This window comes from Rhodococcus sp. SJ-3 (assembly GCF_051918125.1).
GTDB lineage: Bacteria > Actinomycetota > Actinomycetes > Mycobacteriales > Mycobacteriaceae > Rhodococcus.
In genome coordinates this window covers 5631599-5644934 of record NZ_CM123306.1, presented here as the reverse complement: position 1 = coordinate 5644934, position 13336 = coordinate 5631599, and the positions used below count along the sequence as shown (strand labels likewise).

At 66.6% G+C, this 13336-nt stretch carries 13 protein-coding genes and 1 riboswitch; of the genes, 12 read left to right on the top strand and 1 reads right to left on the bottom strand.

Going from position 1 to position 13336, the window contains the following annotated elements:
• Positions 1 to 46: 46 nt before the first annotated feature.
• Positions 47 to 1795 (bottom strand): DEDD exonuclease domain-containing protein, encoded by a 1749-nt coding sequence (locus ACTDXD_RS26215; protein ID WP_440125060.1) that lies wholly within the window; start codon positions 1793 to 1795, stop codon positions 47 to 49.
• A gap of 450 nt (positions 1796 to 2245) precedes the next feature.
• Positions 2246 to 2409: riboswitch (cyclic di-AMP (ydaO/yuaA leader) on the top strand.
• A 15-nt stretch (positions 2410 to 2424) separates the two neighbouring features.
• Between ACTDXD_RS26215 and ACTDXD_RS26210 the strand changes: the two genes are divergently transcribed.
• From ACTDXD_RS26210 to ACTDXD_RS26155, 12 genes are all read left to right on the top strand, one after another.
• Positions 2425 to 2997, top strand: coding sequence for an NlpC/P60 family protein (locus ACTDXD_RS26210; protein ID WP_169686372.1), 573 nt, complete (start codon positions 2425 to 2427; stop codon positions 2995 to 2997).
• Positions 2998 to 3180: 183 nt separating this feature from the next.
• On the top strand, positions 3181 to 4227 hold the full coding sequence (locus ACTDXD_RS26205; protein ID WP_440125059.1) for a C40 family peptidase: 1047 nt from the start codon (positions 3181 to 3183) through the stop codon (positions 4225 to 4227).
• Between the two features lie 92 nt (positions 4228 to 4319).
• Complete coding sequence (locus tag ACTDXD_RS26200) at positions 4320 to 5648, top strand: hypothetical protein (protein ID WP_440125058.1); 1329 nt, start codon at positions 4320 to 4322, stop codon at positions 5646 to 5648.
• A gap of 64 nt (positions 5649 to 5712) precedes the next feature.
• The gene (locus ACTDXD_RS26195; protein WP_440125057.1) at positions 5713 to 6882 is read left to right on the top strand and encodes a glycosyltransferase family 4 protein; all 1170 of its coding nucleotides are present in this window, start codon (positions 5713 to 5715) and stop codon (positions 6880 to 6882) included.
• A gap of 37 nt (positions 6883 to 6919) precedes the next feature.
• A complete protein-coding gene (locus tag ACTDXD_RS26190) occupies positions 6920 to 7315 on the top strand; it encodes a polyketide cyclase / dehydrase and lipid transport (protein ID WP_440125056.1) in 396 nt (131 codons plus the stop codon).
• Positions 7316 to 7438: 123 nt separating this feature from the next.
• The gene (locus ACTDXD_RS26185; protein ID WP_169686382.1) at positions 7439 to 7876 is read left to right on the top strand and encodes an SRPBCC family protein; all 438 of its coding nucleotides are present in this window, start codon (positions 7439 to 7441) and stop codon (positions 7874 to 7876) included.
• The gene (locus ACTDXD_RS26180) at positions 7873 to 9096 is read left to right on the top strand and encodes an ArsA-related P-loop ATPase (RefSeq protein WP_440127809.1); all 1224 of its coding nucleotides are present in this window, start codon (positions 7873 to 7875) and stop codon (positions 9094 to 9096) included. Before ACTDXD_RS26185 ends, ACTDXD_RS26180 begins: the two co-directional genes overlap by 4 nt.
• A complete protein-coding gene (locus ACTDXD_RS26175; RefSeq protein ID WP_440125055.1) occupies positions 9093 to 9503 on the top strand; it encodes a hypothetical protein in 411 nt (136 codons plus the stop codon). Before ACTDXD_RS26180 ends, ACTDXD_RS26175 begins: the two co-directional genes overlap by 4 nt.
• A 17-nt stretch (positions 9504 to 9520) precedes the next feature.
• Positions 9521 to 10501, top strand: coding sequence for an ROK family protein (locus ACTDXD_RS26170; RefSeq protein WP_440125054.1), 981 nt, complete (start codon positions 9521 to 9523; stop codon positions 10499 to 10501).
• 130 nt (positions 10502 to 10631) lie between these two features.
• On the top strand, positions 10632 to 11381 hold the full coding sequence (locus ACTDXD_RS26165) for a lysophospholipid acyltransferase family protein (protein ID WP_440125053.1): 750 nt from the start codon (positions 10632 to 10634) through the stop codon (positions 11379 to 11381).
• 30 nt (positions 11382 to 11411) lie between these two features.
• On the top strand, positions 11412 to 11903 hold the full coding sequence (locus ACTDXD_RS26160; protein WP_440125052.1) for a polyadenylate-specific 3'-exoribonuclease AS: 492 nt from the start codon (positions 11412 to 11414) through the stop codon (positions 11901 to 11903).
• A 46-nt stretch (positions 11904 to 11949) separates the two neighbouring features.
• Entirely contained in the window at positions 11950 to 13335 is a 1386-nt protein-coding gene (locus ACTDXD_RS26155; protein WP_440125051.1) for a class II 3-deoxy-7-phosphoheptulonate synthase, read from the top strand.
• Position 13336 lies beyond the last annotated feature (1 nt).

Sequence of the window (13336 nt, the reverse complement as noted above, 5' to 3'; positions counted from 1 at the left end):
ACTCCTTGTCTGTACTCCGGTGACGCAGGTCTTCTTCCGGTGACGATCAGCCTATGCGGTGCCCCGTCGGTTCCGGGACTGCCCCGGACGCCTCTCGTGCCAGCTCGGCCCATTCGCTCCACCGACCCGCACCCTCGACGGGTTCGGACCATCCGTGGGAGGTCCGCACGATGCGCACCCCGTCGGAATCCAGCCACCGCGCGACCAGGCCCAACTCTTCCGCGGCCGCACCGCGCAGCGGACCCGGACCGGGCAGTACCGTTTCCGCACCGGCTGCGATCGCTTCGACGACAGGCATGGGTCGTACGCCGCGTTCCGCGACGCCCGCCGACGCGAGCCGGCCGGAGCGCACCACTGCGAAATCCCAGCCGCCTTCGGCGCGCGGGCGGGCAGCGATCAGTTCGTCGATGGCTGCGAGTGCCGCGAGGCGCTGCGTGCGTCGTAGCGCACGGATCGCGTCGGCGGTGCGGTCGCGTAGCCGTGCCGCGTTCTCGAACAGTTCCTTGCCTGCCAACTCGTCGATGCGTTCGTGAGCTTGCGCGATCGAAGAGGCGTCATCGCCACGCAGGAGAGCACGTGCCCGCAGAACCTGAGCGGAGTACTCCTCGGGACTCTGCGGCCCGAAGGAGGCTGCCGAGCAGGCGCCTACGGCGTCGGGCCGGCAGCGGTCGCCGTGCCGCGCGGATCGGCCGATCCGGCGGGTGCATGTGCGCAGTCCGCTGAATTCGGCAAGGGTCGCCGCCACATCGGCGGCACCGTTCCGGACGGAGAACGGGCCGAGCGCGTCGGGCGAGGGCGTCCGCGAGATCGCCAGGCGTGGAAACGGTTCGTCGGTGAGTGTGATCCACCACCCACGGGTGGGGTATTTGGAACGTCGATTGTAGGGGGGCGTGTGGGCGGCGATGAGCCGGAGTTCGCGGACCCCGGCCTCTAGGCCGTGCGCACATTCGACGTGGTCGATGCGAGTCGTCAGTGCGACCATCTCGCGTAGACGCGGTCGGGTTTCCGAACCCGTGAAATAGCTGCGGACACGACGACGTAGATCCACGGCCGTGCCGATATAGAGTGCCTCGTCCGAGGGGCCACGGAACAGGTACACGCCCGGGCGGTGTGGCAGATGCGCGGCGAGGGTGCGTTTGGCACGCTGTTCCGCCGTGATGGCGGGGATGTAGTCGCGTAGTTCGGTGAGGCTGTGGACCCCCTGGTTGCCGACGCGCTCGATGAGGGCGTGAAGGACGTCGACGGTTGCGCGTGCGTCGTCCAGTGCGCGGTGTGTGGGCCGGGTCGAGACGCGGAACAGTTCGGCGAGTGCGGAGAGTTTCACCGAGGGTGCCTCGTCGCGCCCGAGGACCCGCCGGGCCAGTTTGACGGTGCAGACGACGGGGAACCGTGGCCAGGGCACATTGCACTGGGCGGCCGCGGCACGGAGGAAACCGGTGTCGAATCCGGCGTTGTGCGCTACGAGGACCGAACCGGCGGCGAATTCGAGGAACGCGGGAAGCACTTCCTCGATGCGCGGCGCCTGATAGACCATCGCGGTGGTGATACCGGTGAGGCGGACGATCTCGGGAGGGATCGACCGGCCTGGGTCGACGAGGGTCGCGAACTCGCCGAGGACCTCACCACTGCGCACCTTCACTGCGCCGATCTCGGTGATGGCGTCGTCGCCGGAGCGTCCACCGGTGGTCTCGAGATCGACCACTACGAAGGTGGTGTCGCGTAGGGGAGTGTCGAGTTCGTCGAAACTGAGTTGGACACCGTGGGCGGTGTCGGAGGCGGTAGGGGACGACGTCATGCGCATGAGGGTAGAAACCGCCTCCGACACCCGCGGAAACCCGACATTCCGGCACCGATGAGACGAGGATCACATGTCTCTCGGGAGGGTGGATCGGACCGGCGTCGGCGGGGTGCTGCCTTCGCGTCGGGAGGTCGCTGCCGCACTGCGTTCGCGTGGTCGCTTCGGGGACTGCGGGGAGGTTGGGCCGGCGCTCTGAGCTGGGATGAGTTACGGCGGTGTGCAGACTGCTCGCGTGGGCCGTCCGGATCGGACCGGCGCCTGAGGATAGTGACCCTCAGTGCCGTTATCGCGTTGTTATCAAAGCGGCCCAATCTATGTCCCAAACCGCTCGAACCGGACTTAATGCGCATTCTCGGCGAGTTCGGGTTGGCCTCGGTGATGCAGTTTCGTAACCTTCCTGAGACCAAGCGGAATAGTTCGTCCGGCCCACTCCCGAGGGCCGGAGCCGCTAGGTAACCGCCTAATCGGCCGCTCGAGCACGAGCGTCCGAGCCGGGGACCCACACGTGTTACTGGGGTGAATCCCCTCCGTCGCACTCGCGGCGAGGGGTAGGGCTGATCTTCCGGCCCGAATCCGTCAGCTAACTCGGTCGGCGGGTGAACGGAAGAATTGGAGAACAACCCCTCGTGGTCTCGCAGAACAACAAGCGTGCAGTGCGTCGCGCCCTCGTCGCCGGCGCCCTCGCGCTCGGTGCAATCACCGTCACCGCCGGTCCGGCGATGGCAGAGCCCGTCACCATTCCCGGTGTCGGCACTTTCGAACTTCCCGCAGGAGTGACCCTGCCGCCGGAGGTCACCAACCTCATTCCGCCTGCTCCCGAAGCCGCCCCCGCCGCACCCTTCACCGCGCCGTTCAGTTCGGTCGGTCAGCGGGCAGCCGACGCCGCGCTCAGCAAGGTCGGCTCTCCGTACGTCTACGGCGCCACCGGCCCGAACGCGTTCGACTGCTCGGGACTTGTGCAATGGGCGTACCAGCAGGTGGGGCTCAGCGTCCCGCGTACGAGCTACCAGCAGGCCACTGCCGGTCAAGCTGTGTCGGTCGGCGCGTTGCAGCCCGGCGACGTCGTCTCCTTCTACGGCGGCAGTCACACCGGTATCTACATCGGCAACGGCAACATCGTGCACGCCTCGACCTCGAGCCAGCCGGTGAAGGTCGCTCCGCTGGACTCGATGCCTGTGGACGGTGCTCGCCGTTTCTGATCGACGAGCAGTGCCTTGTGAGGGTGGATCGGTGGCTACCGGTCCACCCTCACTTCATCGACGGGTGCGGCCTCTGTGACGGGCACCGCGAATAACGAATTGCAATGCGCTACCCGCGGGTAGACACGAAGCTATACGGTTCCGTAACCTGATCGAGATCTTTGCGAAAGGAAGACAAGCGTCGTGTTCTCCGTTCCCGTCAGACGGGCCATTCGCACTGCCCTCGCCGCATGGGTACTTCTCCTCCTTGCTCTGACCTCCGCGCCTGCAGTGGCCGACCCCATCGGTGACAGTCCCACCGCCAAACTCGAGCATCTCGCCGACCTGTCACGTCGGTCCGAGCAGGCCACCGAAGCGCTGCACCACGCAGGGGTCGAATTGGATGGCCGGCTCGCGGAGCAGCGCGACCTCGATGCTCGTGCCGCCGCCGATCACGACGCACTCGCAGCAGCTCAGGCCGAAGTCGCCCGCTTCAAGCCCACTGTCGACAAGCTCGCCCAGGCCAACTATCGAGGTTCGCGTACCAATCGTCTCTTCGCCGTGATGGTCAGCGACTCGCCTCAGCAGTTGCTCGACCAGATGGTGATGCTCGACGTGCTCGGCGCGCAGACCGATCGCGAGATCGAAGGATTCCGCCGGGCCACCGACGCCGCAGTGGCCGCCGCGTCGGTCTCCCAGAAATCGGCCGAAGCTGCGCGTGTTGCGGCCGAACAGGCACAGACGTTGCGTGACGACCTCCAGCGCCAGGAAACCGAACTCGAGGTACAGATCGCCGCAGTTCTCGAGGCCTTCGACAACCTGAGCGACGAGGAGAAGTCGATCCTCGCAGGAACCCCGTTCCCGCCCGGTCTCGACGCCGACCGCATCATGCAGCACCTCATTCCCGGCAACGGCGCTGGAGCGCTTCGATCCGCACTCACCCGCATCGGCGACCCGTACGTGTGGGGAGCCACCGGACCCGACCAGTTCGACTGCTCCGGACTCGTGGTCTGGGCGTACCAGCAGGTCGGAAAGACCGTGCCGCGATCCAGTCAAGCTCAAGCTCAGGGCGGAACCCCGGTCTCGCGCGAGAACCTCCAGCCCGGCGACGTCATCATCTTCTACAACGACGCCTCCCACGTAGGCATTTATGCGGGAGACGGAAACATCGTGCATGCCTCCACGTTCGGGGTGCCGGTGAAGGTGCAGTCGATGGACAGCTTCCCGTTCCACAGCGCGCGGCGCTACTGACCGACTCCGGAGGATCCACCGACGGTCGGCACAGAGGATCCACCGACGGTCGGCACAGAGCGTGGCGGGAGACGCCGCATACACTTGCCGCCGTGCCCGCGCCGGAGACCCTGCCCCGAATCCGTCGTCGACTGCCGTGGGAGCGAATCGGGCTCGCCGCCCTCGCGGTCGCTGCCGTGACCGTCGGAGTGCTGTTCGTCGACCTCGAGTCACATGAGCAATCCGAGTACGGCGTCCGGGTGGAGTTGCAAGCGCTTCTCGATTCCTGGGCGGAAGCAGTACGTACCGGCGACCGCGCAGCACTCGCCGGGATCGTCGACACTGGTGCTGGTCCCGAATTGCTCGAGGCAGAGATCAGCCGCGCCCGGGCGCTTCGCGGTGTGCCCTTGGCCGAGTTCGGATACGAACTGGGTGCCGAGCCGACAGTTGAAGTTCCCGGCGAGGTGAGCAACCGGTTCGGAGACGACCCCGTACGGACGCTCACGGCATTGCTGCGCTACGAGATCGACGGCGTCGACGAGGCGCCGACTCGTAAGCCCGTCACACTGCTGGTGGTCTCTCGCGACGACGGATGGAAGATCGCATCCGACCGGCCGCTTCCCGATTCGGTGTCCACGACGTGGAGAGGCCCGTGGGATCACGGACCTCTCGACGTGACGACGACCGCGACGGCCGGTGGCAGGTCGATGATCCTCGCTCACCCCGACACGGCCGACCTCGCCGCTGACATCGCGGACGAACTGCCCTCCGCTGTGGACGCGGTCTCGAAGGTATGGGGGGCCGACTGGCCGAAACGATCGCTGATATGGGTTACCTCGAGTCGTGATGAGTTCACCGACCTGGTGGGCACTGCACACAACGGTGACGAGATCGCAGCGGTCGCGATCTCCGATGCTGTCGACACCCAGCACGACAGGGCAACCGGGCAACGCATCGTCTTCAGCCCGGCTGCAGGTAGTCGGCTCTCCCGACAGGGCCTGCGCGCGGTGCTCCGGCATGAGTTGACGCACATCGCGGCGCGGCCGCGAACTGTGGACGGATCACCGCTGTGGATCCTCGAGGGATACGCCGACTACATCGGCTACCGGTCCGACGACGGGGCGTCCGTGACCGGCGCAGATCTCCGCCGTATCGCCCCGAACCTCGCCGAGGATGTCGATCTCCATGGCGCACCGTCACAGATCCCCACGGACGACGACTTCGCTGATCCGGACCGATCCCGCACCGCCTACGAGACTGCGTGGAGTCTCGCGACATTCGTCGCCGAAGAGTACGGCCGAGATCAGCTGACCGCCCTGTACCGTGCACTCGCCGACGGCCCCGCAGGCGACGACCTGAGCCACGACTTCGCCGCCACTGTGGGAGCGAGTGTGGACGAGGTCGTCGACCGGTGGGGCGAGTGGCTCTCGGACCGACTCTGACACGCTCTCCCGTCGACCCGGCCCCCGTCCAGCAGGCGCAGGCTCCACGCCCTACGGTATAGACATGTCGCGAACGCTGCTGGTGACCAACGACTTTCCGCCCCGGCCTGGAGGCATCCAGTCGTATCTGCGGTTGTTCGCGGCGCAACTGCCCGCCGACGAGATCGTCGTGTATGCACCGCGTTGGCGCGGAGACAGTCACCTCCGCTACGACGCGGACCAGCCGTTCGAGGTCGTGCGGCATCCGACCACCCTGATGCTGCCGACTCCCGCGGTCGCGCGTCGCGCTTCTCGTCTGCTCGCCGACACAGGGTGCGACACGGTGTGGTTCGGCGCCGCCGCGCCGCTGGCATTGCTGGCTCCCGTGCTACGGCGCTCCGGCGCCGAACGGATCGTGGCGAGCACACACGGTCACGAAGTGGGTTGGTCGATGGTGCCCGGCGGCCGGCAGGCGCTGCGTCGGATCGGCAACGAGACCGACACCGTTACTTTCGTCAGCCGGTACACCCGAGGCCGGTTTGCGGCGGCGTTCGGTCCCCAGGCCGGCCTCGAACACCTGCCGTCGGGCGTCGACACCGAGGTGTTCCGGCCGGACCCCGCAGCGCGTGCCGAACTCCGCGACCGGTACGGACTCGGGGACAGGCCGACGGTGCTGTGCCTGTCGAGGCTGGTGCCGCGGAAAGGTCAGGACGTTCTGATTCGGGCACTGCCCGAAATCCGACGTCGCATCGACGGCGCCGTGCTTGTGATCGTCGGCGGAGGCCCGTACGAGAACACGCTGCGTGAGCTGGCGCGTAAGAACGGCGTCGAGGACCACGTCGTCATCACCGGCGGTGTGCCCGCCGCAGAGCTTGCAGCACATCACACGATCGCGGACGTGTTCGCGATGCCGTGTCGCACCCGCGGTGCCGGACTCGATGTGGAAGGTCTCGGGATCGTCTACCTCGAAGCTTCCGCCACAGGTGTCCCGGTGGTTGCGGGGAGGTCCGGCGGTGCTCCCGAGACGGTCCGGGACGGGGAGACCGGATTCGTCGTCGACGGCACCTCGGTGTCCGCTGTCGCGACCGCGATAACCGGTGTCCTTGCCGACCCCGACCGGGCAGCGGCGATGGGAGCTGCCGGTCGGCGGTGGGTGTCGACCCAGTGGCGCTGGGATGTTCTCGGTGCCAAGCTGCGGGAGCTGCTGAGCGGAGCGTCGCAACGACCGGGAATCACGCACCGAACCGCGGGGTGACGAACCGACCGGGTGCCGTGTATGTGAAGCTGTCCGCGTGAGCAGCATTCAGGTGTCGGATCAGAGCTTCATCGCGGCGGACCCCGTCCACATCGCTGCGGAGATCGCAGCGCCGGACCGCTGGCGGGTGTGGTGGCCGGACCTCGCGTTGACCGTCCGCGAGGACCGCGCCGAGCAGGGAATCCGATGGGCCGTGTCGGGTTCGCTGACCGGGACGATGGAAGTGTGGCTCGAGCCCTCACTCGACGGTGCGATCATCCACTACTTCCTGCACTGCGAACCGACCGGCATCGCCCCCGAACGGGTGACCGAACTCGACCTGCCGGCCATGAACCGGGAACGCAGGGTCGCGGGGAAGAAGATGACCTTCGAGGTCAAGGCTCGACTAGAAGCGGGACGCCCCGCCGGGGAGGCTCCCGGCGACCGGTCCTGAGCGGACCGATACCGTGTCGATACGGTATGTGGTAGACAACGGCGTCGGTATCGGCTCCTCCGAACATGGAGGCGGCCGCGCACCTTCAGTACACGGGACGGACTGAGAAGGAGTCTTCGTCGAATGGCCGAGAAGACCAAGAGGTCGATCACCATCGATGCACCGGCAGATCAGGTGATGGCTGTGATCGCGGACTTCGACGCCTACCCCACCTGGGTGGAGTCGGCCAAGACCGTCGAGGTCCTCGAGCGGAGGCCTGACGGTCGCGCGGAAACCGTCCGGTTCGTCCTCGACGCCGGGATCGTCAAGGACACCTATGTCCTGCGATACCGCTGGGCGCCGGACGGCCGCGCAGTCAGCTGGAAGCTCGAGAGCGGCGAGATCCAGAAGGCTCAATCGGGGAGCTACGTCCTCGGGGATGCCCCCGGCGGGGGCACAGTGGTCGACTACGAACTCACCGTCGACCTGACCATCCCGATGATCGGCCTGTTCAAGAGAAAGGCCGAGAAGGTGATCACGGATACCGCACTGAAAGAACTGAAGAAGCAGGTGGAAGGCTGAGCGCCGAGAGCGGGACGGCACCCGCCCGCGTACGGCTGTTCCTCGGTAAAGGAGGAGCGGGTAAGACCACTCTCGCAGCAGCAACGGCTCTGACCGATGCGCGCACCGACGGCTCCGTGCTCCTCGTCTCCATAGATCAGGCGCACTCGCTGGCCGATGTTCTCGCGGTCGATGCGGGGTCCGGTCTCACGTCCGTGACCGACGGTCTCGACATCCTCGAAATCGATTCACTCGGGTTGCTGGAGCAGCGCTACGCGACCCTGCATCGACTCGCATCCTTCACGGGGGGACACGAACACGCCGGACAGTTCGATCTACCGGCCCCCGAAGAACTCATCGGATTGCCCGCAGCGCAGGAGCTTCTCGCGCTCACCGAAGTGGCCCGCCTGGCCGCTGACGGACGATGGCGCACTGTGATCGTCGATGCACCCGCATCTGCCGACGCATTCCGCTTGATCGCATCGCCCCGCACGTTCGCCGACTACATGGATCGAATCTGGCCGCAACACAGTCGGATTGCCGCCGCGACCGGATCCGACCCCCGACTGATGCTGGTCGTGGCCCTCTACGACAGGATTCTGGGAGGACTCGGCGCACTACGCGACCTGCTCGACGATCGCACCCGAACAGGCGCGACACTTGTGACGACTCCCGACCGCGCAGGGTTCGCCGAATTGCGTCGGCTTCGTTCCTGGACTGCGATGGCCACCTTGCGGCTCGACGCCGTGATCGTCAACGGGCTCGTGCCTGACCTCGGCGACGACGGGCCCGCCGCCGAGTGGGTCGCAGCTGTGCGTGCGGCGCAGTCCGCCGTCGTGGACGAGATTCGTGCGCTGGTCACCGAGACTCCGGTCGTCGTGTACGAGCGACGGAGCGACGAACCGATAGGCTTGCGGGCGCTCGGCGAGATGACACAGCACCACCGCCACGACCGGGATCCGTCGCGGCTGGGGAGCGACGTCGAACCGGTCCGGATCGGTCACGACACGGGAACAGGGGTGGACGCGGTGTACACGATGCGAATGCACCTCCCGGTCGCCGACCCTTCGTCACTCACCCTCGGCCGGGTGGCCGACGACCTCGTCGTGGGTGCCGACGGAATTCGTCGCCGGCTGCGTCTGGCATCCGGTCTGCGTCGGTGCACCGTCTCCGAGGCAGAATTCGACGGGACCGATCTGCTGCTGCGATTCGTCCCTGATCCGGCGGTGTGGCCGAAGTGAGTTCGGATCACGACGACGTCCTGAGCGACCTGAGGATCCTCGCCGATACCGTCCTCGACCGTGTCGAGGCGCTGGTCGAGCAAGTGACTGCGCAAGACGGTGCGTCGCAGACGGACGCGGCGACGAACACCGATGCGGCCGAGGTGAGTGCACCCGCACCTTCTTCAGGAGGTTGTACTTGGTGCCCGCTTTGCGCGGTCGCCGCTCTCGTCCGGGGTGAGAACCACGAGTTGATCGCCAAGCTGGCATCGCAACTCGCTGCGCTGATCGCGATCATCCGCGAACTGGTAGCGCGTTTCCTGCCCCCTCCACCGACGGAGCCCGGCAGCGGTCCGGACGGTACACCGACTCCGGAGCCACCCGATCGAGGTGGTTTCGTACCCATCTCCGTCACTATCCGTCCCTGACAGCGGACACTGGCGATATGGCGCAACCCGAACGGCACACGGTCGGTATCGACGTGGGCGGCACAAGCATCCGTGCCGCCGTGGTCGATGCGTCCGGCGCGGTGATCGACTCTGCTCGGGCACCGACACCGGGTTCGGTGCCGGTGCTCGAGGACGCTCTGCACAGGGTCGTGCGGCTACTCGCCGACCGTAACGACGTCTCGGCCGTAGGGCTGGCAGTCGCCGGGTTCCTCAGCGCGGACTGCCGCACCGTACGATTCGCCCCACACCTCCCGTGGGTCGATGCCCCGATCGCAGAGAGGCTCACAGCACGCTTCGGTCTCCCGGTGATCCTCGAACACGACGGGAATGCGGCGGGCTGGGCCGAGTACAGGTTCGGTGCCGCCGCGGGCAGTCGCATCGCGGTGCTGGTAGCGCTGGGCACCGGTATCGGCGCCGCGTTGATGCTGGACGGCCGGATCTTCCGAGGCGCTCACGGGGTGGCTCCCGAACTCGGCCACCTGCAGGTGGTGCCGGGTGGCAGGCCCTGCCCCTGCGGTAAACGAGGGTGTTGGGAGCGATACTGCAGCGGCACCGCTCTGGTCGACATCGCAGTCGAGATGCTCGCCGCAGATCCGGGGCGTTCGCAACTGGTGGCCGGAACGACCGCGGATCCGGGGTCGCTGACCGGTCGCCGGATCGCCGGTGCTGCGCAGGACGGTGACCCCCTCGCACTGGCCGCCATGGCCGAGTTCGCCCGCTGGCTGGGGGTGGGGTTGTCGATCGTCGCCGATGTGTACGACCCGGAACTCATCGTTGTCGGCGGGGGAGTGTCGGGGTCGGCGTCGCTGTTCCTCGACGACGCGCGAGAGCACTACGCGGCGGCGTCTACCGGGGCCGGACACCGACCTCTCGCCCGGGTTCGCGCCGCGCAACTCGGGGACGCCGCAGGATTGATCGGTGCTGCTGACCTCGCGCGCCGAGCCATGGCGGACGGTCACGAAACCTCGCTGCTCTGAGATTCTCGTCACTTACTGCGCATTCGCGTGGAGCCGGGCACGTCCGCGGTGTGCGTGTGACCCTCGAATCGACGTAGAGTCGACCGGCGGGCTTGGTGAGCCCGCGTCGACGATCCCGGGAAGGTTTGCCATGTGGTACTGGCTGTTCAAGTACGTCCTGCTGGGCCCACTGCTTTGGCTTATGGGCAGGCCCAAGTTCGAAGGCGGCGAGAACATCCCGACGGGTGGTCCCGCCATTCTCGCCAGCAACCATCGCGCCGTGCTCGACTCGTTCTATCTGCCTTTACTGGCGAAACGACGTATCACCTTCCTTGCCAAGAGCGAGTACTTCACCGGAACGGGGCTCAAGGGACGATTCCAGCGCTGGTTCTTCTCCTCCGTCGGCCAGGTTCCGATCGACAGGACGGGTGCGGATGCCGCGCAGGACGCACTCAACGCCGGCGCCCGGGTTCTCGCGCAGGGCAAGCTACTCGGTATCTATCCGGAAGGCACTCGTTCGCCGGACGGACGTCTCTACAAGGGCAAGACCGGACTGGCGCGTCTCGCACTCGAGACAGGAGTACCTGTTATTCCCGTCGCGATGATCGGTACCGACAAGATGAACCCGATCGGCTCCAAGATGTGGAAGCCGGCCAAGATCACTGTCCGGGTCGGTGAGCCGATCGACTTCTCCCGGTTCGAGGGAATGGGCGGAAACCGTTTCGTCGAGCGCACTGTCACCGACGAAGTGATGTACTCCCTCATGCAGCTGTCCGGTCAGGAGTACGTCGACGTCTATGCCGCCTCGTTGAAGGACGTGTCTCCGAAGGCTACGGCGACACCGACCGACCCTGCCGTCACACCCGAGGCCGACCGCATGCCCGACACCCAGGCGGGGTGACGCACTGCGTCGCGGGCATAATGTGACGACGTGCGCTACTTCTACGACTGCGAGTTCATCGAGGATGGACGCACCATCGAACTCGTATCGATAGGTGTGGTCTGCGAGGACGGGCGCGAGTTCTACGCGGTGTCCACCGAGTTCGACCCGGAGCGTGCAGGCCCGTGGGTTCGTCGCAATGTTCTACCCAAGTTGCCGCCCGAGAACCACCCTGCCTGGAAGTCGCGGAGCCGCATCCGAGACGACCTCCTGAAATTCCTCGTGCCCCGTGTGGGTATTCGGCCCGAGTTGTGGGCGTGGATCGGTGCATACGACCATGTGGCGCTGGTCCAGCTGTGGGGGTCGATGCCGGAGCTGCCCGATGTACTGCCCCGTTTCACCCGTGAGCTGCGGCAGCATTGGGAACAACACGGGTCCCCGGTGCTCCCGCCGGTGCCCGACGACAACCACGATGCGCTGACGGATGCGCGTCACAATCTCGCGAAGTTCGACGCAATCGAGGTGGCCCGCCGGACGCGATGAGCCGGGTCTGTGTGACCGGCTGCGGTCGGGGCCATATCCTGGTGGAGTGAACTGGACCGTCGACGTACCGATCGACCGCTTGCCCGAACTTCCGCCGCTGCCGTCGGAACTGCGCGAAAAGCTCGATATCGCGTTGTCCAAGCCTGCGCTGCAGCAGCCGACATGGCCTGAAGACCAGGCCGCGGCAATGCGGACCGTCCTCGAGAGCGTCCCGCCGATCACCGTGCCCCGCGAGGTAGAGGAACTGCAGAATCAACTCGCGGCCGTCGCGAGGGGTGAGGCCTTCCTGCTGCAGGGCGGTGACTGCGCCGAGACGTTCATGGACAACACCGAACCGCACATCAAGGGCAACATCCGCACACTGCTGCAGATGGCTGTCGTCCTGACCTACGGTGCGTCGACCCCGGTCGTCAAGGTCGCGCGTATTGCCGGGCAGTACGCCAAGCCGCGCTCGTCCGACACCGACGCCCTCGGGTTGCCGTCGTACCGCGGCGACATGGTGAACTCCATCGTCGCCGACGCGGCTGTCCGCGGGCACGACCCGTCCCGTTTGGTCCGGGCGTACGCCAACGCAAGCGCCGCGATGAACCTGGTACGTGCAGTCACCTCCGGTGGCGAAGCAGACCTGCATCGCGTCCACGACTGGAATCGCGAGTTCGTCGCGTCGTCGCCGGCCGGAGCCCGCTACGAGGCACTGGCCTCCGAGATCGATCGTGGCCTGCGGTTCATGGACGCCTGCGGGGTCATCGACCCGAACCTGCGCGCCGCGACCATCTACGCGAGTCACGAAGCGCTCGTACTCGACTACGAGCGCGCGATGCTGCGCCTCGACACCACCGGAGACGAGCCCCGCCTGTACGACCTGTCGGCCCACTTCCTGTGGATCGGCGACCGGACCCGGCAACTCGACGGTGCCCACATCGCTTTCGCTGAGTTGCTTTCCAACCCGATCGGTCTGAAGGTCGGGCCCAGCACCACCCCCGAGATGGCCGCGGAGTACGTCGAACGCCTCGACCCCCACAACAAGCCCGGTCGCCTCACCTTGATCTCGCGGATGGGGCACTCGAAGGTCCGCGACCTGCTGCCCGGCATCATCGAGGCTGTCGAAGCCACCGGTCACAAGGTCATCTGGCAGTGCGACCCGATGCACGGCAACACCCACGAGTCGTCGACCGGGTACAAGACCCGCCATTTCGACCGGATCGTCGACGAGGTCCAAGGTTTCTTCGAAGTGCACCGTGCCCTCGGCAGTCACCCGGGCGGGATCCACATCGAACTGACCGGCGAAGACGTCACCGAATGCCTCGGCGGAGCACAGGACATCTCCGACGTCGACCTGCACGGACGGTACGAGACCGCGTGCGATCCGCGACTGAACACTCAGCAGTCCATCGAGTTGGCATTCCTCGTCGCCGAGATGCTGCGCGGTTGAT